The organism is Exiguobacterium sp. RM11 (genome assembly GCF_059821525.1).
In genome coordinates, this window is the sequence record NZ_CM187558.1 from 2,512,501 (window position 1) to 2,534,065 (window position 21,565).

The following is a 21,565-nucleotide window of genomic DNA, read 5'->3' on the forward strand; positions in this document are numbered from 1 at the left end:
TATGGTGACCCGTACGGGATTCGAACCCGTGTTACCGCCGTGAAAGGGCGGTGTCTTAACCGCTTGACCAACGGGCCAGTGTATGTGTCTTCTAAGTAATTTTAAGTGGCGGAGACGGAGGGATTCGAACCCTCGCACCGGTTTCCCAGCCTACTCCCTTAGCAGGGGAGCCCCTTATAGCCTCTTGGGTACGTCTCCAAAATAAAATGGCTCCGCAAGTAGGATTTGAACCTACGACCTACCGGTTAACAGCCGGTTGCTCTACCACTGAGCTATTGCGGAACGTTGCTTGAAATTATCGAAGTAACGATTTATATTGTAACCGCAAACCAGAAACCTGTCAATCACTTTCTTAGAAAAACTTTTATTTCGCATGCCGTCTCTCGGCGACTTCTATAAGATATCACGGTACAAAAAGACCGTCAACACTTTTTCTAAAAAAAATCAGGTAAAATGAAAAACATTTTACCTGATTCGAGTTTCTTCTTATTAATTGTTCGGTTCAAGCATCGTCAAACTAATTCGTCCCCGGTTCACATCGACCTGTTCGATCCATACCGTAACGATATCACCGACCGCCACGACATCTAACGGATGCTTCACGTAGCGATTCGATAATTTCGAAATATGGACGAGCCCATCCTGTTTTACACCAATATCCACGAACGCACCAAAATCAATGACGTTTCGAACGGTGCCTTGGAATTCCATTCCGACTTGAAGGTCTTCAAGACTCATGACGTCCGTGCGCAGTAACGGCTTTTGAATATCTTCCCGTGGGTCACGTCCTGGTTTCGCTAACGATTTCAAGATATCCTCGACAGTTGGAAGTCCCGCATCTAATCGCTCACTTAATACATTCGCATCAACTTGTTGTAACCGTTCACGCAATGCAGCTGTTCCGACCTCAGCTTTCGAGGATCCGATTTCTTTTAAGATTGATAGTGCGAGGGAATAACTTTCCGGGTGAATCTCCGTCTGGTCGAGAACATCCTTCCCATTCATGATTCGCAAGAATCCAGCCGCTTGTTCGAACGCCTTCGCCCCAAGTCTTGGCACTTTCTTAATTTCCTTTCTCGTTTCAAAGCGTCCATTTTCTTCACGATATGCCACAATATTTTTGGCAGTCGTTTTGTTCAATCCCGATACGTAAGTCAATAAAGACTCCGAGGCACGGTTCACATCGATTCCGACCATGTTAACCACGCTCTCCACGACGAATTCTAAAGATGCCTTCAGTTTATTCTGACTCACATCATGCTGATATTGCCCGACACCGACCGACTGTGGGTCGACTTTGACGAGTTCCGCCATCGCATCCTGGATTCGGCGTGCGATCGAGACAGCTGACCGTTCCTCTACTTTTAAGTCCGGAAATTCACTACGTGCCACTTCCGATGCAGAATAGACACTCGCTCCCGCTTCGTTCACAATCGCGTAAGCAATTTCACGCTCTGCTTTCTTTAACCAATCCGCAACGAATTGTTCGGTCTCCCTTGATGCCGTACCGTTTCCGACAACAATAACGGAGATTGGATATTTCTTAGCGAGTCTCGTTAGTACTTTTTCAGCGCCAGCGATATCGTGCTTCGGTGCCGTCGGATAGAAGACACCAACCTCTTCGACTTTTCCGATTTCATTGACGACCGCCCATTTGCATCCTGTCCGATATGCCGGGTCGATCCCCAAGACGACGACCTCGCGAAGAGGCGGTTGCATGTAGAGTTGCTTTAAGTTTTTCGAGAATACATCGATCGCCTGCTCCTCTGCCTTATCGGTTAACTCGCTACGAATCTCTCGTTCAATGGCTGGGAAGACAGATTTTTTATAAGCCTCCGTCACAGCCGCCTCTACAACTTCACGCTTCTCTTTCGGAAGTCGCTCATATGTACGAAGGACTTGATCCATGAAGCGTGCCTCGTCAAAAATGACTTTCACTTGAAGGACATCAGTGCGCTCCCCACGGTTCAAGGCGAGTACGCGGTGTGGTACGATTCCTGCGATTTTCTCTTCGTATTCATAGTACTGCGCAAAAATCTCTTTTTCGTCTTCCGCTTGTTTTTTCTTCTTCGAACGCAACAACCCTTCTTTGCGAACGCGGTCACGAAGCATCTGCCTTAGTTTTGCTTCTTCTCCCCACTCTTCCCCGATGATGGCCTGTACGAGCGGAAGGGCTTCTTCTAGCGCTACATCCTTCGAGAGCTCTTCAACCATATCTGTTGAGTAAGGAGACTTATCTCGGAACCAGTCCGCAAGTGGTTGCAACCCTTTCTCCCGTCCCTGTTCCGCCTTCGTCCGCCGTTTCGGACGATATGGTAAGTAGATATCTTCCACTTGTTGAAGGGTTGTCGCTGCCTCTAACGCCTTCGTTAGTTCAGGTGTGTTCTTTTCCAGCTCTTCTAACTTAGCAAGAACATCCGTTTTCCGCTTCTGAAGACTTTCTTCATATTGAAGGGCGTCCAATATTGCTTTGATTTCGACTTCATCCAGGTTCCCCGTCATTTCTTTCCGGTAACGGGCCATGAACGGAATCGTCGCCCCTTCAGATGCGAGCTGTTGAACCGTCTCTACTTGGTTCACTTTCAAGTTTAACGCCTTAGCCACTTTCGTAATCACTTGAATCACTTCCTTTTATGATCTCTTCCAAAGTGTAGCAAACATTTAAACAAAAAAGCGATGACTCGATTAGTCATCGCTTGAGAATACTTCATTGAGTGGGACTTTGATGGCTTCACGCAGTTTTTCGAGTGCTCGCCGTTGCAAACGGGAGACATGCATCTGCGAGATCCCAAGAAGTTCTCCAGTCTCTTTTTGACTCATGTTCTTATAGTAGGCGCATTCTAAGATGGCGCGTTCACGTTCATTTAGGACGTTGAACGCTTTCTCTAGAATGAGCCGTTGGTCGACTGATTCATATCCACGCTCTTGGCTACCAACCAAGTCGAGTAACGTGACCGTACTACCTTCGTTATCGGCCTCAATTGAACTATCGACCGACAGCGCTTGATAACTCTTGCCCATCTCAAGCGTTTCGAGAATTTCTTCGTCTGATACGCCAAGATGATCGGCAATCTCATCGATTCGTGGTGAGCGTTGTAATTCAGTCGTCAACTCTTCAACCGTCTTCTTAATTTTCGGTCCGAGCTCTTTGATCCGACGCGGAACATGGACACTCCATGTTTTATCGCGGATGAATCGCTTGATTTCACCGATGATGGTCGGGACGGCAAACGATTCGAAGCTACGTCCGAATTCTGGATCAAATCGACGGAGTGCCGCCAATAATCCAATCATCCCAACTTGCACGAGATCATCGTGAATCGCTCGTCCACGCGAAAACTTACGGGCGAGTGCTTCAACGAGGTCCGAATAGCGATTGATGAGTAGCATTTGCACTTCTTCGTTTTGATCGTCTTGTTGGTAGCGTTCAATCCACTCTAGTACCTCGTCATCACTGTGATGGCGTTGTTGAGATTTTGCTGGCACTCTGATCCACCTCGTCCCTGTTGAGGAGTTTTGTCATCGTCACTTTGACACCATTGTCTTTATTGATCGAGACATCGTCCATTAACGCTTCGATAAGGAAGAGACCAAGTCCTCCTTCGTGAAGCGATTCAATTTCTGTCGTCTCTTCGACCGGAGCCGCCTGACGCTTCACATCGTCTGCGAACGTCTTGCCTGAATCTTGAATTGTGATTTCAAGACGATCTGCATATACGCCACAAGCGAGTTTGACTTCTCCATCTTGATGCTCTTCATACGCATGCTGGACTGCGTTGCCGCATGCTTCCGAGACCGCGATTTTAATATCCTCGATCTCGTCGTACGTATATCCCATACGGTTAGCGATTCCTGAAACGACTAATCGAACCACACCGACATATTCTGGTTTGGCCGGGAACGTCATGACCGTCTGTTCAACATTGTTCATTGCGTGCCACCTCTTACGTTCGAATTAATTGAAAGAAGTTTATGGAGACCCGTCAATTCGAACAAACGATTGACTCGCTCCGTGACCCCGACAAGTGACAACTCTTTTTCGTTACGCGTGGCAATTTTCAATGCGCCGACGAACACACCGAGACCTGTCGAATCCATATACTCCACTTCGTCTAAATGAACGACCACATCTTGCTCACTGATGGCCGGATGCAATACTTCTTTCAATTTTGGTGCAGTATATGTATCCACTTCTCCGGATACGTAAAGGTGTAATTGTTCTCCAATGACTTGCTCACGAATCGATAAATCCATCGTCTATTCCCTCCTAAATGTCCGTACAGATAAATTGAGTACGATTTACTTTAATTCCCCACTATCAAAATCTTAAACCACTTTTTTAAAAAATGTTTAAAAAAGACCGATACCTATGTACCAGTCTTGATCTATGTAAGGCTAGAGAGGGATCAATCCCATACTAATCTCTAGCGCTCGGTCAACTTTATGCATCGTCTCATCATCGAGATGAGTGACTTTATCCGTCAGACGACGCTTATCAATCGTTCGAATCTGCTCAAGTAAAATCACAGAGTCTCTCTCGAGTCCATGCTTCTCTTGATATACTTCCACATGAGTCGGCAGTTTTGCTTTTTGAATCTGAGCTGTAATCGCAGCGACAATGACGGTCGGGCTAAAGCGATTGCCGATGTCGTTCTGTACGATGAGAACGGGTCGAACGCCACCTTGCTCTGAGCCGACTACGGGCGACAGATTCGCATAAAATACGTCACCACGCTTTACGATCACTCTGCTCACACCCCACTTACTTGACGTAAGAGAGCGTGTTCGGCTTCGGCTTCAATCGTTAGCATCTCTTCTGCCATATTCAAGTTAAACGCGGCCATCTCTTGATAGCCTTTCGCCAATTCTTCACGCAGTGTTTGTTGTCGATCAGCAATTTCTTTAGACAAGTATGTCACTACATCGTTCAAGGACAGTGTTTCACGGTCTTTCATCGAAATCGGACCCCCTTGTTGCGAGAACCGATCTGGGACGGACGCTAGCGCACCCGCAGTTCGCTGCTTCAACATCTTACACCTCCAGAATCGTTTCATGGACTGGCGGAAAATCTCCCGCGTTCTTTATCAATATAACACGCGGGAATGGGAAAATATAGAGAAATCGAGAAAGAATTCAGATAATTTCACACGATTTGTGATTCACACATAGTGACGCGGTAATCGACTCGTGAACTGGCAAACGATCTCATAGTTAATCGTCCCTAGATATGACGCAAGTTCATCAATGGCGACGTTTCCACCAACAAGTGTCACATCCATACCGACCGGAAACTCTTTTGGAAGTCGGATCATGAAGCGATCCATGCAGACACGTCCCACAATCGGACAACGAACACCATTTACTTCAACTTCAAATCCGCTCGCCTTCCGTAACCAGCCGTCCGCATATCCGACTGGGACGGTACCAATCCATTCATCGGTCGATGTCGTATAGGTCGCTCCGTAACTGATCGTTTGACCTGCCTCGAGACGCTTCACCTGCATCAGCTGGCTCTTCAACGTAAAGGCCGGGCGGAGAAATGAATAGAATGTCTCCATCTCATGTGACGGATATAAACCATAGAGTGCGATCCCGACACGAACCAGATTATAAGGAACGTCTTGTCCTGCCATTCGGATGGCCCCTGCTGAATTGGACGTATGAATATAGCGGAACCGCTCATGTAGCCCATCCATCAAGCGTTCGAAACGTTCTTGTTGTGTATAGTACAAGTCGCTATCAAGTTCATCCGCTGTCGCAAAGTGGGTGTAGATGCCTTCAATGACAAATAAATCGTTCGCTTCTTCAAGCAACGCATCAAGCTGTTCTCGCGTACGAAGACCAAGACGTCCCATCCCTGTGTCGACTTTAATATGAACCGTCAACGGTTTTTCTTCTATATAAGCAGCAGCTTCTTGTAACCATTCGGCAGAAAAAACGGACAACGTGACGTCTCGTTCTGCTGCAATCCCTGCATATCGGGGAAATTGCGCTTCCATGACTAAAATCGGTGCCTCGATCCCTGCATCCCGAAGTTCGATTGCTTCTTCTAATAAAGCGACCCCAAGCATCGTCGCTCCGTTCTGAAGGGCAATATTCGCTACTTCAACAGCCCCATGACCGTAGGCATTCGCTTTGACGACCGCCATGATGTCTTGCGGGATACGTTGTGTTAACTCTTGTATGTTATGGGCGATGGCCGCCCGATCAATCTCGATTCGACTAGGACGAAACATGTTGCCCCTCCTCTTCTAAGATGACTTGTGCGACGGCATATGCACTGCTGTGACTGATGCTGACATGAATTCGTCCCGAAAACGGCGCAGTCATGACAGGTCGACCTGTCTCATCTGGTAAAATTTCAATATGGCGCCACGATAGACCGTGCGCGATTCCGGTGCCGATTGCCTTGGCATAAGCTTCTTTTGCGGCAAACCGACCCGAAACAAACTCGATTTGACGCGGCAGTGGGTATTGTTGAATAAGCTCATACTCTGCATCGGTGAGCAGGCGCTTTAAAAAACGCGGTTGTTTCATCGAGCGAGCCATCCGATCAAGCTCGACGATATCGACTCCGATTCCTACAATCACAGGACACTCGCTCCTTTCCTTTTTTCCCCGTTTCCCTATACAATTGGAGAAAGAGGTGATGTTATGTTTAGTCGTACGGAAAATGTACAAACGTTTGTACGGGCATATCCACTCGTAACGCTGTTCATTGTAATCCAACTCCTTGTGTTTGTCATCGATTCTTTCGCTCCTGGTTTACGAATCGTGTCAACAGGAGGGTCGTTTCATTTGGCACTCGCCGACGGACAATGGTATCGCTTAGTGACGGCCAACTTTATTCATTTAAGTCTCGGCCACTTGCTATTTAATTCGTTTGCGCTGATCATCTTCGGACCAGCGATGGAACGTATGGTCGGGCATGTGAAGTTTGCTCTATTTTATGTATTCGCCGGGGCACTTGCCAACTTGTTCACCTACTTCACCGTCAGTAACTTGTTTTATCTACAAGCTGGTGCGTCAGGTGCCATCTTGGCCATTCTCGGATTCTATGTGTTCATTGGTCGTTTCCGCCGCACGTTGATGCTTAGCCAAGATGCCCGCTTGGTCTATATCTTCGTCGCCATCAGTGCCGTCTTTACACTCATCGGTTCGAACGTTTCGCTTTGGGGTCACGTGTATGGCTTCTTGGCAGGATTTTTACTTGCCATTCCACTCTCACGGTATGCCGTCCCGTATACACGCCCGATGCGCTACGGGAAGTATAAGCAACGTTCGTACGCGCCCCCAATTATTCATTCCGGGGACGGAAAATGGTTCTTCTACATTATTATTGGACTGGCAATCTTTGGCTTATTGGCGCAGTTCTTATAAGTTAAGTAAGAAAACAAAAAACGACCAAGCGGATTCGCTTGGTCGTTTGATTAGATTTGATTTTTATGACGAGCCTCTTGAAGCGCATCGACTAAGTCTTTCACGTCTTCGACGAGGTTTTGAATCGTATCTTGGTTTTCTTCGTAGAGCGATTTCCATTCCATGACTCGGTCTTTCAAGTTACCTTTCGATGACGCTTGAAGACCGACTGCATGTGCCTCAGTCGACGTGCTCGATGACTTCAACTTCGACTTGATGCCTTTCAATTGTCTCACTTGTTGATCACGTGTTTCGCTATGGAGAAGTGATGCCGCTGCGCCGATTACTGCACCCGCAGCCATCCCCAACCAGAAATAATTCTTGTTCATAAAAATCCTCCCCTAACATGACGTTATCTTTTATTATAGATTATCTGACTCGGTGACGACATAGTGTTTTATGACAGGACCTGCACCTCGTTGTTCGACCGCCCGTTTCAGGCGATCTTCAAGCACCGCGTAGTCCGCTGTATCTCGGAAGTGTTTCCCACCAGATGTGAATTGGATGAATACAACCGCATGATTGTCGTCCGGGTCGACACCTAGACGGTACGCCGAAAATCCATCATGTCCAACTCCGAGCGGCGCCTTTTCCGTCAACAATTGATGAAACAGGAGTGAGCGGGCATTTTCATCCGTCGGCACGTTCGCATATAAGATATTTCCTTTTTTGACGAATTCACCGGACGTCTCTTCAATCTCAAACACTTTTCCACTCTTGAACGGAGACTTCTCTCCTTCTGCGAGCAAAATCGTTTCGTGACCATTTGCCGCGATGACACCCGGCTCTTTCCGGAGGCGCTCAGCCACACTACCCGACGCGAAGGTCATATATAGTTTAGACAAGCTCCTCACACCCTTTCGCGAGTGTGATGTCTTTCTCCGTGATGCCCCCTTCGTCATGGGTCGATACGGTCAATGTCACGTTCCGATACTCAATCAAGATATTCGGATGATGATCAAGCGATTCAGCTAAATCCGCGACGAGATGGACGAACTGGATGGCTTCCGGGAACGTCTCAAGCCGATATGTCTTCTGAATCTCTCCGTTCACTTCTTCCCAACCGTTTAACCGTGACAGTTCATCTGTCAATTCACTTTGTGATAATACCATCGTCACAATCCCCTTTCCCTATACGGTCTACTGTCTTAATCTACCCAAACCGGAGAAAAATAATCTTCCGCGCATGATGTATAATGATTTAGAATGAGATGGATAGCCATCATTTTGATTACGAGAGAGGAGCATCTCCCATGCGCGCATTGATTGTTATTGATTATACATTTGATTTTATCGCAGACAGTGGTCGTTTGACTTGTGGGAAACCCGGGCAAGAGATTGAAGAACGGATTGTCGAGTTAATCAAAACGTTCTCGACCGAGGATTATGTCGTCATCGCGAACGATGTCCATGATGCAGGCGACACGTTCCATCCTGAAACGACGTTGTTCCCGCCTCACAATATTCGTGGGACGGAAGGTCGTGAATTGTATGGTGCAGTGAAAGAAGCATCCAAAACAGCCGACCATTGGATCGACAAGACACGGTACAGTGCGTTTGCCGGAACAGACCTTGACCTTCGTCTTCGGGAACGTGGGATTACAGAAGTTCATCTTGTCGGTGTCTGCACAGACATTTGTGTGCTCCATACAGCCGTAGATGCCTACAACCTCGGTTATCAAATCGTCGTCCACGCCGATGCCGTCCAAAGCTTCAACCCGGTCGGTCATGAATGGGCGCTCGAACATTTCGTCACGACTCTCGGTGCGACCGTCGTCGGAAAGTGACGTAAAACAGAAAGGAAAACATATGTTACATCGCAATTTAGCACTTCACACAGACCTTTATCTCCCACGCTGGATGTATATCTACTGGAAGCAAGGTCGCCATAACGAAAAAGTCGTCTTTGACCTCTATTACCGCTCGAACCCGTTCAGCGGTGGCTATGTCGTCTTCGCCGGACTCGAAAACATTGTCCACTACTTGGAGAACGTCTCGTTCACAGAAGAAGACATCGCCTACTTGAAAGAACAACTCGGCTTCGAAGACGAATTCGAAGATGTATTACGAAACTTTAAGTTCACTGGTTCACTATATAGTGTCCGTGAAGGAGAGGTCATCTTCCCACACGAGCAAGTCGTCCGAATCGAATCGACCATCTTTGAAGCAAAACTGTTCCAAACGGCGCTACTCAATATCGCGAACCACGAATCACTCATCGCGACGAAGTATGCCCGAATTCGTCAGGCCGCTCCGAACGAGACACTGCTCGAAGGTGGAGCACGTCGCGCACAAGGCGTTGATGCCGCCTATTACGGGACACGCGCCGCTTATATCGCCGGTTTCGACGTGACGAGCCTTGTTTCTGCCGGACGTGATTTCGACGTGCCGACAGGAGGGACGATGGAACATGCGGACATTCAGTTCCATGATGATGAATTGAGTGCATTCCGTTCGTTCGCAGAGATGTATCCAGACAACACAAGTCTCCTGATTGATACGTATGACACACTCAAATCCGGTCTTCCGAACGCGATCACGGTCGCAAAAGAACTCGAGGCGAAAGGACACCGCCTCAAGTCTGTACGACTCGATTCGGGTGACCTCGCTTATCTGTCAAAACGCGCTCGGAAAGCATTGAATGAAGCCGGTCTCGACTATGTCAAAATCGTCGTATCTGGTGATTTAGATGAATACGTCATTCAAGACTTACGCATGCAAGGTGCAGAAGCCGATACGTTCCTCGTCGGGACGCGTGGAATCACGGCTTACGAACAGCCAGCGCTCGGCATGGTATATAAATTGGTCGCTCGTGAGGGTGAATCCGGAGAATTAAAACCGGTCATCAAAGTGTCTTCTTCTAAAGTGAAGACAACGACCCCTCATAAAAAAGAGTTGTACCGCATTATCGACAAGGAGACGAAAAAGTTCAAAGGGGACTATATCGCCCTTGCCGACGAACCTGTCGAATCGTATAGCGAAATCGACTTGATTGACGTCCGCGACCCCGCCTTCAAAATCAAGACGCGCAACTTTAATGTCAAACGGTTGTTGCAACCGATTTTCCTCGATGGAAAACGTGTATACGACCTTCCAAGCACGACCGAGATTCGCGCTTACCATCATGAACAGATGAACGGGCTCTGGGAGGAGTATAAGCGCCTCCGTTTACCGGAAGTGTACTCGGTGACGTTCAGTAAACTACTATGGGATTTAAAACTCGATATGATTCGCAAAACGCGAGTACCGAAATAAAAAAAACGGTTGTGGGTACATTCCCACAACCGTTTGCTTATACCATCGTCATCTCGCCTGCTTGGCTTTGATCTTCTTTTCTCCGAAAGTAAAGCGCCATCGACAAAGAGAGCAATATCAAGACAAAATAGACGGTTCGTTGCCAAAACGTCGCTTCGGTGTCCCCTCGGAACAGTGCAATGATATAATCGCTCCCACTGACTAAAAATAGTCCGGCAAGCAAAAGAAAGATTCGATAGCCGGCCCGACTCCGCTCCCGTTTCACTTTGAAGAAAAGGACACCATAGTAGACGATCGCGAGAATCGTCACATACCCGATTACGCCAACAACCCAACTCATCTTGATGCCTCCCTCACTCTCTAATTTTCTGTTTCTTCCCCGTTATCTTAACACATTCTATTCGTCAGACTATGTTAAGATGGTCTAAAGAAAACGCGGAAAGGAACGATCCTATGAAAACGTTTCGCCTCGTCCAAGTCCGTCTCGTTCAAGACGAGTACGGCAATGAACTCAATTTACCAATCGATTTGCTCGACGGGTTGATCATCTCGAAAGAACATGATTCAGAATGGTTGCTCGAGATGCTCGTGCCGACCGAATCGGCCGTCACCCTTCACCATTACTTAAACAAACGAATCCTCATCCTCGCTGAAGCCATCATCACATCTCCGACGAATGCGCCTGCCGCACTCGCCTTGACCTTCACGAGTGAACGAGCCTTGAGCGATCACCATACGTTCGTCGCCGAGGGACTCATGTTGAATCCAAAACAAGATGCGACGAAACAAGTGCTCGACTCTCTCATTCAAGAAGGGGTCGCCACGTCGAATTTGAAACCCGCCTTCTTCGAGAAGAAAGTGGAGATGCAACAATCGTTCAGTCGCTCTGCCTTCAATCAATTGGTCAAAACCGGGTCATTCGAGTAATCGAATGGCCTTGTTTTTTCTTTCCCCAAAATGATTCCCCTCTCAAACAAAAAAGACGGAGAAAGGACCCCCGCCTCACACATAGATAAAGAACAAGATGACCATCATCGTCATTCCAATCACTTTTAAAAGCGTGCTGCCGAGAAACGCGAGAACCGTTCCGACACCGATACTCCATGCTTCACGTGTCGTCTTTCCGAGTGTCAACTCCGCTAAAAATGCGAAGACAAATGGGAAGATGAGGACCCCGACGAGCGGGAAGATGAACGGTCCAGCAATCAAGCCAATGGTTGCGCCCCATTTCGCCCGTTCTGACCCCCCACGTTTATCCACTGTTGCTCTGGTGACAACATAGTCTACCACAAACAAGAAGATGAGGAAGACCGATTGCCACACCCAGAATGTCCAGGTCAACGGTTCAAATGAAAAACCAAATCCGTAAATCATGTATCCGATAAATAAGAACAGAACGCTTGGAATGACCGGGTAAATGAGTCCGGCAAAAGCAACCACAAATGATGCGATGATGAATACCCATAGTAAGGTCGTCATGACATTCTCCTCATTTCATGATGGCCGGATCGGTGATATGATCAGCAACATTAATCGCCTTCACCTCAAACTGGCCATGTTGATGGATGATATAGTTCGAGCAGGCGTTTCGCATCGCATGACGGAACGTATACGTGTCATCGATCGCCGAGAGCGCCGCTTTAATCGCATGCGAATGGCAGACGACAATGATCCGTTTCCCGGGATACATCTCTACCAAATGTTCCATTCCTTTTAGGACGCGAGCACGCATCTCATCCTCTGATTCGAGACCCGGAACGCGACGCTCGTCATCGGCCTGCACCGCTTCATAAATGCCCTTCACGGGTTGTCCGGACGCTGCTCCAAACTCGCGTTCAATAAATCGCTCGTCCAATCGAATCGCATCATGCTCAATTCCACAGGCTGTCGCAATTGCCTGTGCTGTATGGACCGCACGCGTTAATGGACTAGAAACGATGAGATCCCATGTTTCTTGACCCAAAAAAGCTGCACTCTCTTCTGCCTGTTGGCGTCCGAGTGCATTCAACGGATTGTCTTCACGACCTTGAATAATTTCTAAACGATTCCAATCGGTCTGACCGTGTCTCACTAAACATAACTCTGTCACTGCTTCCACTCCTTACTCTTTCAATCATCCCCCATCGTACCATCTTCCCTAAAAATCGCAACTTCAGACAAGGCATTCGTCAATGAAACGATTGATCCGTGCCATCAACTGCTCTTCTTTGATCGGGTTGTCCGATTGTAGGAAACTCGCCAGCGAATGTGTCCCATTCGGAAACGAGATGAGCTGAACGTTCGCGCCGACATCACTCGCATGTTCGACGAAGTGAAGCGCTTGACCGAACGGCACAATTGGGTCTTTCTTTCCGTGTAACAGTAAAATAGGTGGGGCATCGGCATATAAATGGGAGACTGGTGAGCATTTCACCATCAATTCACGCCATTCTTCACGGCTTCCCTCGTAAAACTTCAAATGAGCTAGCCATGTTTGGATGAATTTGAACAACAAGAAGTTCGTCGGTGGATATAAGGCGATGACTCCTTTGATTGTCGGAAGGTCATCCCCGAGTTCACCTACAAATTGTTTGTGACGATCGAGCGCAGTCGCGAGCATTAAAGCTGCTCCAGCAGAGTCGCCCCACACGAGTAACTGACTTGTATCGAGGGTGAGCAATGATTCATGCTGCTTTAAATAGCTAAGCGCGTCCGAAACATCGATGATATTGTCAGGGAAATATACGCCGTCTTCAAATAGACGGTAATCGATACTGACGACGGCGATCCCTTTCCCCAAAAAGTGATCGAGTAACGGATGGAACAGCGTGACCATGCTGCGGCTCCCTCTCACAAATGCTCCTCCATGTGCATAGACCGCTACCGGGAACGGTCCCTCCCCTGGTGGGAGATACAAATCAAATTGGAGCGGACGATCATTGACAATCTTATACGTATACGTGTGGCGCCGGCGTGTTGTCGGTCGAATTGGTAATTCGGGCTCTTGCCATCTGACAAGTGACCCATACTGACTCCACACGCTAGCCCCGGCTGCCGTCGCCGCAGCAAGTGCCGCGCCCCCGACAAACCAGGCAGTCTCCTTTCTCATACAATCCACTCCTCGTTCCTTTTTTTAATCATATTCCCGCTTTTTTCAAAAATCTATCCATCAGAAGTCGGACTTGACGTGCTCCAAAGGTCACACTATAATATTACTCGCAGTCATAAAACGTAACAGTTACGATTTAATATTCAGATAATTTGAAAGGTGGACGATGAAAGATGAAGAAGACTTGGCTAGGCGCTGTCGCAGCCGGCACGCTTTTGCTTGGCGCGTGTGGGAATACCGAAGGAGACAATGCATCCGAATCGACAGATGATCAACTGACCGTCTACGCTTCGACTTTTGCCTTAAAATCAATGGCAGAGGAAATCGGTGGTGACCGCGTCAATGTGGAAATGGTGATCCCACCTGGAGCAGACCCGCACACATATGAGCCGACTTCAAAGCAAATGACTCAAATTGCAGAAGCGGATCTCTTTTTGACAATCGGCCATGACCTTGAACCTTACGTCGAGTCCATGGAGAAGAGCTTGGAAGGGCAGAACGTCGCTTTCGTCAAAACGGCAGAGGACGTGACGTTGCTTGATTCAGCAGATACCGTCCATGTTCATGGCGAAGATGGACATTCTGAAGATGAACACGGTCATGAGGAAGACGGACATGCGAACGAAGAAGAAACACATGCCGAAGATGATCATGGTCACGGACAATATGACCCCCACGTTTGGCTTGACCCGATGAACGCCGTTTCAATGGCAGAAGCCGTAGAAGCAGCTTTCAGCGAAGAAGCGCCGGACTATAAAGACGAGTTCTCAGAACGGTTGAGTGTATTTAAAGACGAAGCGAATGCCCTCGATGCAGAGTTAAAAGCAGCCGTCGAGAACGGTTCGAAGTCAGAGTTGCTCGTCACACACGCAGCATACGGCTATTTGGCTGAACGATATGGTTTCGATCAATTGCCAATCGCCGGACTCACACCTTCTGAAGAACCATCACAACAAGCCCTCAAACGAATCATTGAAGAGGCTCGTCTCCACGATTTGAACTATATTGCCTTTGAAGACACAGTCACACCGAAAGTAGCTGAGGTCGTGAAGCAAGAAATCGGCGCAGAAAGCGTGACGATTTACAACTTGGAATCTGTCACAAAAGAACAGATGGATAAGAGCTATTTTGACTTGATGCGTGAAAACGTCAAGGCACTCGAAACAGCTTTGAAATAATCAAAATCCCGAAACGATTGAAGTCGCTTCGGGATTTTTTATACTTCAATCTGGCGATCTAGCGTCTTCATCGTGACGAAAAAAAGGAGCAGTAGTGACACGATCACACTCATCATCCATACGTCCCCATTCATGAAGGAGGACCACTCCCAGTTATCCGTGCTCAGTCCGAACCACACTTGACTGATGACGACTCCGCTTAGGCCCATCACACTAAAACGAAACCATGTCATATTTGGAACGAACCGTTTACTGACGAAGTAACTATTCAACACCAAAAGACTAACATAAGCGATGAACAGCAAACTCCACGCTGTGTCAAACAGGGTCGGTACTGTTACGCCCGCTACAGCATACCCCCACGTCACCAAGAATACGATGAACAAGATGAGTGTGATGCGATAAAGTGATCTGCGTTTCGTTTGATAGGCGAGAAACGGGTTGATGAGAATACCAAGCCAAATGAGTGTGCCGAACACGTCCATGATTGAATCCCCTTTTATCCATTTTTTTACACTATACCATGGTGGATTCATCTTTACTCATAATAAATGAGGACAAGTTCTTCTTGGGATGCGGCCGTCTCACAGAACTGTTGCAACTTTGTCCAATCTTCCCAAATCGTCTCAAACTCATCTTTCGGTACGAGCGCCATATCTTTCACATCATCCCGTCCGAACGCATGCAATGTGTCTTTGACGATGTGAAGCAGCTGTGGGGTCAAAATCCCGACCACGACCGCCTGTGCTTCATTCACAATCAACTCCTCGCCGACGAGCGCCATTTCCATATTGTATGTGTCAGCCCCATCGATATACACCTCGATTTGACTGAGCACGCGTTGAAACGATTCAACATTTGGGAGCGTTAACGTGTCGTCCCGATTACGGTATTGCTCATGCATATGAATCAACCAATCTAAAATCATCTCCGGATCTTGATTAAATGACACCCAAACTTCTGGGGAAACACGTACATAATGCGTCGTCTCCATACATGAACGCCCCCTTTTTATGACATTACCCGTCTTGTATACGTAAAAAAACCGCCTACGTGAATTCGTAGACGGTTCCATTCATTAAGAACGACTTGTTCCTGTTTTTTGTTCTTCTGTTTCGCTTTCCCAGGCTTCTACATACTCACGGCCTGGAAGATTTTCTACCGAGTCGACATAGAAGACCGGATCTTGTCCTGCTCGACGCTGTGACAAGTAGTCGTCAAGAACGGCTCGAGCCACTTTCGCCAAGCGGAAGATTGCGTACAAGTTGACGAGGGCCATGAGACCCATGAACACGTCAGCAATCGACCAGACGAGGCCAGCAGAGCGGACCGCACCAAACAAGACCATTCCAACGACACCAATGCGATAGAGCGTGACATAGATTTTTTTATCCGAGATGAACTGAATGTTCGTCTCGCCGTAGTAATAGTTACCAAGAATCGAGCTGAATGCGAACAAGAAGATCGCAATCGTCAAGAACGATGTCGCGACCGAACCGACCTCTGCTGTCAACGCCGCTTGCGTCAATTCGACACCGGCGAACGATTCTGAACCGGCAACACCTGAAATCAAAATGATCATCGCTGTCGACGTACAAACGAGCAATGTATCCACGAATACGCTGAACGATTGAATCAACCCTTGTTTAACAGGGTGTGAAACTTCCGCTGTCGCAGCGGCGTTCGGCGCAGAACCCATACCTGCTTCGTTCGAGAAGAGACCGCGACGGATCCCTTGGAGTACCATCGCACCGATTGCACCACCGAAGAGCTGCTCGATTCCAAGAACTCCTTCTGAGAAGATGAGGCTGAAGACGTCTGGTAAGAGGGATACGTTTGTCACCATAATCCAAATCGCGAGTAAAATATAGCCACCCGCCATGACTGGAACGATGATGCTCGACAAGAGCGCAATCGATTGAACCCCACCGAATACGACAATCGCTGTGACAATCGCGAGGACAACCCCGACGACTGTCGTGCTGATGCCGAATTGATTACTTACAGAAAGTGAAATCGTGTTCGACTGAACAGAGTTGAACGCGAATCCGAATGAGAACGTGATTAAAATCGCGAACAAGACACCGAGCCAACGTTGACCGAGAGCACGTTCCATATAGTAAGCCGGACCTCCACGCCACGTACGTCCGTCACGGATCTTATACACTTGTGCCAATGTACTTTCGACAAATGCAGAAGCTGCTCCAATCAAAGCAATGAGCCACATCCAAAAGACTGCCCCTGGGCCACCTAGCGCAATCGCTGTCGCCACACCGGCAATGTTTCCTGTTCCGACACGTGCTGCCGTCCCGATCGCGAACGCTTGGAACGAAGACACTTGACCTTTCTCACGAGCTGTTCCTTCTTTGAACAAAAGGCGGAACATCTCAGGAATCATGCGGAACTGAACGAAGCCCATCCGGACCGTGAAATAAAGACCTAATGCGACAAGTACGACGATGAGCACTTGTGACCATAACAAATCGTTCGCCTGCGAAACGAGGTTCTCTACAAATTTTTCCATACTAATCCTCCATCATTCTAAAAATCTCAACAGAAAAAGTCATGTCAACTTTTTTAACATGACTAGAATTATAGGTAAATTATACGAAAATTGCAATATTAATTCGTTTTCTTGCATATAAGGTCTTCTTTCAAATCGCGTCTCACCAACAAAAAAACGAATCAGATTGCCTTCGCAACCTGATTCGTTATACAGTTTCATTTAGATAAAGAGATTTAAGTTGCCACCTTCTGCTGCGCCGAGATACGCCGCAACCCCACCGAGGTCGACCCCATCAATCAACTCTTCTTCTTTGATGCCCATGACGTCCATTGACATCGTGCAAGCTACCATTTTCACCCCTGCCTCTTGAGCTGACTTGATCATTTCTTCGACAGAAGGAACATTTTTGTCGCTCATGACCTTCTTCATCATTTTTTGGCCGACACCACCGAAGTTCATGTTCGAGAGTGGAAGTTCGCCGGCATGTCCTGGCATCATCATGCCGAACATTTTCTCAAGACCTTGTTTCTTCACTTCCGGCGCGTCCGGTTTGCGGATGACATTGAGTCCCCAGAATGTGAAGAACATTGTTACTTCTTTCCCCATCGCTGCAGCACCTTGCGCAATAATGAGAGATGCGAGCGCACGGTCGAGGTCACCGCTGAAGACGACCATTGACGCGCCATCTCCTGTTGGAGCGCCCGCTTGTGGCGCAACTGGACCTTGTCCTTTTTGAAGGATGGCTTCGACGCGTCCGTTGACGAATTGTTTCGAGACGAGTTTGTTACCTGTCTTCTTCGCCCATGCCTCGATATCTGCGAAGAACCCTGGGTCACTTGCGAGGACACGAAGTGTTTCGCCTTCTCCGAGTTCTGCAACTTTTTTATTTACTTCTAAAATTGGTCCCGGGCATTGTAGACCACACGTGTCTAACATGATCGCTTCACCGATTGGTGCGTTCGTCATTTGTGTTGGCTCCTCTTCTACAACGGTAGCCGCTGTTTCATTTGATGTGCTCGCTTCTTCAAGCGCCTCGAAATCACGATTGATTTGTGACCATGTTTTATAGCCACCGCTCAAGTTTTTCACCTTGAAGCCGTTTTGACGCAAGATGCGTGATGCGAGATATCCACGAAGACCGACTTGGCACGTCACATAAATCGTTTCGTTTCGGTCATAGTTGTCTAAATTTTCACGTAATGAGTTGAGCGGGACGTTGATCGATCCTGGAATCTTCCCAAGTTCATGTTCTGATACGTCACGGACGTCAAGTAATGTCGCTCCGTTCTTCACGAGCTCATCGATTTCATCCCAATGCACGACTTCGTTATCACCGAGTACGACGTTAGAAGCGACATACCCAATCATGTTGACTGGATCTTTCGCAGAGCTGAACGGTGGTGCGTAACTGAGTTCGAGATCAGGAAGGTCGAGGACCGTCAAACCGCCTTTCATCGCTGTCGCAATGACGTCGATTCGCTTGTCGACTCCGTTGATACCGACACCTTGTGCACCGTAAATCTCACCTGTCGTTGGGTGGAATAAGAGTTTGAGTGACACCGGTGTCGACCCTGGATAGTATCCGGCATGCGAGCCTGGATGCACGTGAACGGCTTCATACGTCTTACCAGCCGCTTTTAAACGTTTCTCGTTCCAACCAGTCGATGCGACCGTCATATCAAACACTTTCGCGATTCCCGTTCCCATCGTTCCATTATATTTCACGTCACGGCCATTGATGATGTCAGCAACGAGACGACCTTGACGGTTCGCTGGCCATGCGAGTGGGACGACAGTCGGCTCTTGGAAGACATAGTCGAGTACTTCGACCGCATCCCCAATCGCGTAAATCGATGGATCAGATGTCATCATTTTTTCGTTTACACGAATCGCACCGCGCGTACCTGTTTCAAGTCCCGCTTCACGCGCAATCGTCGACTCTGGTGTGACCCCGATCGACATGATGACCATGTCTGTATCGATGACACGACCACTCGTCAAATGAACTTTCTTCCCTTTTTCAGAGAATGAAGAAACGCCATCTGACAATTGAAGTTCGACGCCGTGAAGACGTAAATGTTCATGAATCGGTGCGACCATTTCACGGTCGAGTGGTGTCATGACTTGGTCTGCCATCTCAACGAGTGTCACATCCACCCCACGCTCACGTAAGTTTTCTGCCATTTCGATGCCGATGAAGCCCCCACCGATCACCGTTGCATGTTTTGGGGCCTTCTCATCAACGTAGCCACGGATTTTATCTGTATCTGGAATGTTACGAAGTGTGAAGATGTCTTCTGCCTCGTCGATTCCAGGGATGTTTGGACGAATCGGCTTCGCTCCTGGTGAAAGGATGAGGACATCGTATGACTCATCGTACGTTTCGCCTGTTTGAACATGCTTCACCGTCACTGTTTTTTCGTCACGGTTGATCTTAACGACTTCCGTCAAATTACGGATATCGAGTTGGAAACGTTTGTTCATACCTTCAACCGTTTGGACGAGCAGTTTTTGACGATTTTGAATGACGTCCCCGATGTAATATGGAAGACCACAGTTAGCGAATGAAATGTATTCCCCACGGTCGAACATAACGATATGGTTTTCTTCATTTAAACGACGTAGTCGTGCAGCAGCAGATGCACCACCCGCTACCCCACCGACGATTACGATTTTTTTACTCATTGTCCATTTCCTCCTCTGACGACTTCTCCTGGCCAACTCATCAAGCCATCTTCTATATTGACCACTTTATAGCCTTTTGCCTCCATTTGCCAAGTTGCTTGCGTGCTACGTGCACCAGAGCGGCAAAGAACGACATATTCTTCAGCAGGGTCGAGTGTGTCGATCCATATTGTCATTTCTGATAACGGATAGTTTTTGGCACCTTCGATATGCGCTTCTTGAAACTCGTCGCGTTCACGAACGTCGACAATGTTTACAGGCACTTCAAAGTCCATTTGACGTTTTAAAGCAGATGCTTTCATCATTAATCTACCTCTCTATTTTCGATTCAATCTATACCATTCGGCTTGGTAGCTGGCGATCAATAAAGTTTGTGATTTATTGAACATTTCGCTTCCACGTCATTAATATACCCCCTCAGGTATTCAAATGCAAGAAATAAGTTTGACGAAATGTAGAATTTTTCATCACATCTTTATAAAGTAGTTGATGCTCGACACATACTCCCCCATGTATTAAGATGAGCCTACACAAGAAATAGTTGGGTAACTGAACAATTTTTACTATAGAGGTGAAGGACATGGAACAGTATCAATACGACCCGAAAGTATTGAATCGTATGAAACGGGTAGAAGGACAAATTCGCGCCATCATCCGCATGATGGAGGAAGGGAAAGAGTGTCGTGACGTCGTGACACAACTGAGCGCAGCACGTTCTGCACTCGACCGCGCCTCGACGATTATCGTGGCCAAGAACTTAGAACAGTGCATCATCACAGCGCAAGCAGATGGCGAAGATACGTCAGAAACGGTCGAAGAAGCCATTAAAATGTTGATGAAACGCTAGTTCCCCTTGCTTTCCCCGTCCAAATGGGGGAAAGTTAGAGTAACGACTTACTAAGGGGGATTTCCTTGTGAACTTCGAAGAAAAAGTAGAATCATTTAGAGCGCTCGCCGCTGAACGCAACATGACGTTCAAAGAGAGCGACACTGAAACGCACGTCACGTTTTTGACGCGTGAAACAACAAAATCCGGGGCTCAGCCCGTTATGATTATCGCTTTTAACAAAAAGACGACAGACGCTGAGTTATACGCTGCGACCGTCACGCACGTTCCAGACTACGTAGAAGACTTACCGATTCTAAATGCCTTGAACGAGTTCAACCAGGAATTCAAATACTTCCGTTGCGTACTCGACAGCGATCGTGATGTCACACTCGCATCAACACTCGACCTCGATCTCGGTTTCTCACCAGAGATCATCTTGCAACATTCATTCATGATGTTCCAAGCGGCAGACGAAGTGAACGAGTACATGCAAAAGCTGTACACACAAGTACAATAATGAAAAGCCGCCCGGAACATTTCCTGGCGGCTTTTTTTGAAACATTCTTTCGATTGATTTCGTACAAAGAGAAAAAGGGGGAATTGTT

At 47.6% G+C, this 21,565-nt stretch carries 27 protein-coding genes and 3 tRNA genes; 7 read left to right on the plus strand and 23 right to left on the minus strand.

Going from position 1 to position 21,565, the window contains the following annotated elements; all coding sequences use genetic code 11:
• Positions 1-2: 2 nt before the first annotated feature.
• The 11 genes from AC5LIL_RS13105 to acpS form a co-directional block, all read right to left on the minus strand.
• Positions 3-77, minus strand: a tRNA-Glu gene (locus AC5LIL_RS13105).
• A 29-nt stretch (positions 78-106) separates the two neighbouring features.
• A tRNA-Ser gene (locus AC5LIL_RS13110) sits at positions 107-198 on the minus strand.
• A 9-nt stretch (positions 199-207) separates the two neighbouring features.
• Positions 208-282 (minus strand) — tRNA-Asn (locus AC5LIL_RS13115).
• A 207-nt stretch (positions 283-489) separates the two neighbouring features.
• Positions 490-2,616 (minus strand): Tex family protein, encoded by a 2,127-nt coding sequence (locus tag AC5LIL_RS13120; protein WP_499824338.1) that lies wholly within the window; start codon positions 2,614-2,616, stop codon positions 490-492.
• 69 nt (positions 2,617-2,685) lie between these two features.
• Complete coding sequence (sigB, locus tag AC5LIL_RS13125) at positions 2,686-3,486, minus strand: RNA polymerase sigma factor SigB (protein ID WP_015880560.1); 801 nt, start codon at positions 3,484-3,486, stop codon at positions 2,686-2,688.
• Positions 3,452-3,931, minus strand: coding sequence for an anti-sigma B factor RsbW (gene rsbW, locus AC5LIL_RS13130; protein ID WP_224862830.1), 480 nt, complete (start codon positions 3,929-3,931; stop codon positions 3,452-3,454). Before rsbW ends, sigB begins: the two co-directional genes overlap by 35 nt.
• Positions 3,928-4,254: an STAS domain-containing protein gene (locus AC5LIL_RS13135; RefSeq protein WP_214696023.1), complete on the minus strand. Its 327-nt coding sequence runs from the start codon at positions 4,252-4,254 to the stop codon at positions 3,928-3,930. Before AC5LIL_RS13135 ends, rsbW begins: the two co-directional genes overlap by 4 nt.
• A 141-nt stretch (positions 4,255-4,395) precedes the next feature.
• The gene (locus AC5LIL_RS13140; RefSeq protein ID WP_026824472.1) at positions 4,396-4,746 is read right to left on the minus strand and encodes a type II toxin-antitoxin system PemK/MazF family toxin; all 351 of its coding nucleotides are present in this window, start codon (positions 4,744-4,746) and stop codon (positions 4,396-4,398) included.
• A 5-nt stretch (positions 4,747-4,751) separates the two neighbouring features.
• Positions 4,752-5,030: a hypothetical protein gene (locus AC5LIL_RS13145; protein ID WP_026824473.1), complete on the minus strand. Its 279-nt coding sequence runs from the start codon at positions 5,028-5,030 to the stop codon at positions 4,752-4,754.
• Positions 5,031-5,159: 129 nt separating this feature from the next.
• Positions 5,160-6,236 carry an alanine racemase gene (alr, locus tag AC5LIL_RS13150; RefSeq protein WP_499824339.1) on the minus strand — a complete coding sequence of 359 codons (1,077 nt, stop codon included), beginning with the start codon at positions 6,234-6,236 and terminating at the stop codon, positions 5,160-5,162.
• Positions 6,223-6,591, minus strand: coding sequence for a holo-ACP synthase (gene acpS / locus AC5LIL_RS13155; protein ID WP_224862834.1), 369 nt, complete (start codon positions 6,589-6,591; stop codon positions 6,223-6,225). The genes alr and acpS overlap by 14 nt, the downstream gene beginning before the upstream one ends.
• Positions 6,592-6,654: 63 nt before the next feature.
• Between acpS and AC5LIL_RS13160 the strand changes: the two genes are divergently transcribed.
• Entirely contained in the window at positions 6,655-7,380 is a 726-nt protein-coding gene (locus AC5LIL_RS13160; RefSeq protein ID WP_499824340.1) for a rhomboid family intramembrane serine protease, read from the plus strand.
• Between the two features lie 50 nt (positions 7,381-7,430).
• On the opposite strand, the gene AC5LIL_RS13165 is transcribed toward AC5LIL_RS13160, so the two are convergent.
• The 3 genes from AC5LIL_RS13165 to AC5LIL_RS13175 are packed head-to-tail and all read right to left on the minus strand — an operon-like array spanning position 7,431 to position 8,532.
• Positions 7,431-7,748, minus strand: a complete 318-nt coding sequence (locus AC5LIL_RS13165; RefSeq protein WP_499824341.1) for a hypothetical protein — start codon at positions 7,746-7,748, stop codon at positions 7,431-7,433.
• Positions 7,749-7,781: 33 nt separating this feature from the next.
• Complete coding sequence (locus AC5LIL_RS13170) at positions 7,782-8,264, minus strand: hypothetical protein (RefSeq protein ID WP_271305969.1); 483 nt, start codon at positions 8,262-8,264, stop codon at positions 7,782-7,784.
• Positions 8,257-8,532 carry a 4a-hydroxytetrahydrobiopterin dehydratase gene (locus AC5LIL_RS13175; RefSeq protein ID WP_015880543.1) on the minus strand — a complete coding sequence of 92 codons (276 nt, stop codon included), beginning with the start codon at positions 8,530-8,532 and terminating at the stop codon, positions 8,257-8,259. The genes AC5LIL_RS13170 and AC5LIL_RS13175 overlap by 8 nt, the downstream gene beginning before the upstream one ends.
• 140 nt (positions 8,533-8,672) lie before the next feature.
• Here AC5LIL_RS13175 and AC5LIL_RS13180 point away from each other — a divergent pair, with 140 nt between their 5' ends.
• The gene (locus AC5LIL_RS13180) at positions 8,673-9,206 is read left to right on the plus strand and encodes a cysteine hydrolase family protein (protein WP_074034315.1); all 534 of its coding nucleotides are present in this window, start codon (positions 8,673-8,675) and stop codon (positions 9,204-9,206) included.
• A gap of 22 nt (positions 9,207-9,228) precedes the next feature.
• Positions 9,229-10,674, plus strand: a complete 1,446-nt coding sequence (locus AC5LIL_RS13185; protein WP_499824342.1) for a nicotinate phosphoribosyltransferase — start codon at positions 9,229-9,231, stop codon at positions 10,672-10,674.
• A gap of 37 nt (positions 10,675-10,711) precedes the next feature.
• On the opposite strand, the gene AC5LIL_RS13190 is transcribed toward AC5LIL_RS13185, so the two are convergent.
• A complete protein-coding gene (locus AC5LIL_RS13190; RefSeq protein WP_214785634.1) occupies positions 10,712-11,014 on the minus strand; it encodes a 7TM diverse intracellular signaling domain-containing protein in 303 nt (100 codons plus the stop codon).
• A gap of 113 nt (positions 11,015-11,127) precedes the next feature.
• On the opposite strand from AC5LIL_RS13190, the gene AC5LIL_RS13195 reads away from it, so the two are divergent.
• Positions 11,128-11,601: a YwpF-like family protein gene (locus tag AC5LIL_RS13195; RefSeq protein WP_499824343.1), complete on the plus strand. Its 474-nt coding sequence runs from the start codon at positions 11,128-11,130 to the stop codon at positions 11,599-11,601.
• Positions 11,602-11,676: 75 nt separating this feature from the next.
• On the opposite strand, the gene AC5LIL_RS13200 is transcribed toward AC5LIL_RS13195, so the two are convergent.
• From AC5LIL_RS13200 to AC5LIL_RS13210, 3 genes are all read right to left on the minus strand, one after another.
• Positions 11,677-12,153 carry a DUF456 domain-containing protein gene (locus AC5LIL_RS13200; RefSeq protein WP_214696004.1) on the minus strand — a complete coding sequence of 159 codons (477 nt, stop codon included), beginning with the start codon at positions 12,151-12,153 and terminating at the stop codon, positions 11,677-11,679.
• Between the two features lie 10 nt (positions 12,154-12,163).
• A complete protein-coding gene (locus AC5LIL_RS13205; protein WP_499824344.1) occupies positions 12,164-12,763 on the minus strand; it encodes a histidine phosphatase family protein in 600 nt (199 codons plus the stop codon).
• 63 nt (positions 12,764-12,826) lie between these two features.
• A complete protein-coding gene (locus AC5LIL_RS13210) occupies positions 12,827-13,762 on the minus strand; it encodes an alpha/beta hydrolase (protein WP_074034302.1) in 936 nt (311 codons plus the stop codon).
• A gap of 173 nt (positions 13,763-13,935) precedes the next feature.
• Here AC5LIL_RS13210 and AC5LIL_RS13215 point away from each other — a divergent pair, with 173 nt between their 5' ends.
• Positions 13,936-14,940, plus strand: coding sequence for a metal ABC transporter solute-binding protein, Zn/Mn family (locus AC5LIL_RS13215; protein ID WP_499824345.1), 1,005 nt, complete (start codon positions 13,936-13,938; stop codon positions 14,938-14,940).
• A 38-nt stretch (positions 14,941-14,978) separates the two neighbouring features.
• Here AC5LIL_RS13215 and AC5LIL_RS13220 read toward each other — a convergent pair whose 3' ends face one another.
• The 5 genes from AC5LIL_RS13220 to AC5LIL_RS13240 form a co-directional block, all read right to left on the minus strand.
• Entirely contained in the window at positions 14,979-15,425 is a 447-nt protein-coding gene (locus tag AC5LIL_RS13220) for a hypothetical protein (RefSeq protein ID WP_499824346.1), read from the minus strand.
• A 53-nt stretch (positions 15,426-15,478) separates the two neighbouring features.
• Positions 15,479-15,934 carry a hypothetical protein gene (locus AC5LIL_RS13225; RefSeq protein ID WP_214747053.1) on the minus strand — a complete coding sequence of 152 codons (456 nt, stop codon included), beginning with the start codon at positions 15,932-15,934 and terminating at the stop codon, positions 15,479-15,481.
• Positions 15,935-16,018: 84 nt separating this feature from the next.
• Complete coding sequence (locus tag AC5LIL_RS13230) at positions 16,019-17,464, minus strand: alanine/glycine:cation symporter family protein (protein ID WP_499824347.1); 1,446 nt, start codon at positions 17,462-17,464, stop codon at positions 16,019-16,021.
• A 201-nt stretch (positions 17,465-17,665) separates the two neighbouring features.
• On the minus strand, positions 17,666-20,131 hold the full coding sequence (locus tag AC5LIL_RS13235) for a CoA-disulfide reductase (RefSeq protein WP_499824349.1): 2,466 nt from the start codon (positions 20,129-20,131) through the stop codon (positions 17,666-17,668).
• Positions 20,128-20,433, minus strand: coding sequence for a rhodanese-like domain-containing protein (locus tag AC5LIL_RS13240; RefSeq protein ID WP_499824350.1), 306 nt, complete (start codon positions 20,431-20,433; stop codon positions 20,128-20,130). Before AC5LIL_RS13240 ends, AC5LIL_RS13235 begins: the two co-directional genes overlap by 4 nt.
• 278 nt (positions 20,434-20,711) lie before the next feature.
• Here AC5LIL_RS13240 and AC5LIL_RS13245 point away from each other — a divergent pair, with 278 nt between their 5' ends.
• Together AC5LIL_RS13245 and AC5LIL_RS13250 are read left to right on the plus strand one after the other, a co-directional pair.
• Positions 20,712-20,978, plus strand: coding sequence for a metal-sensitive transcriptional regulator (locus AC5LIL_RS13245; RefSeq protein ID WP_214695974.1), 267 nt, complete (start codon positions 20,712-20,714; stop codon positions 20,976-20,978).
• A 67-nt stretch (positions 20,979-21,045) separates the two neighbouring features.
• Complete coding sequence (locus tag AC5LIL_RS13250) at positions 21,046-21,477, plus strand: type III secretion system chaperone family protein (protein WP_015880528.1); 432 nt, start codon at positions 21,046-21,048, stop codon at positions 21,475-21,477.
• Positions 21,478-21,565: the final 88 nt, after the last annotated feature.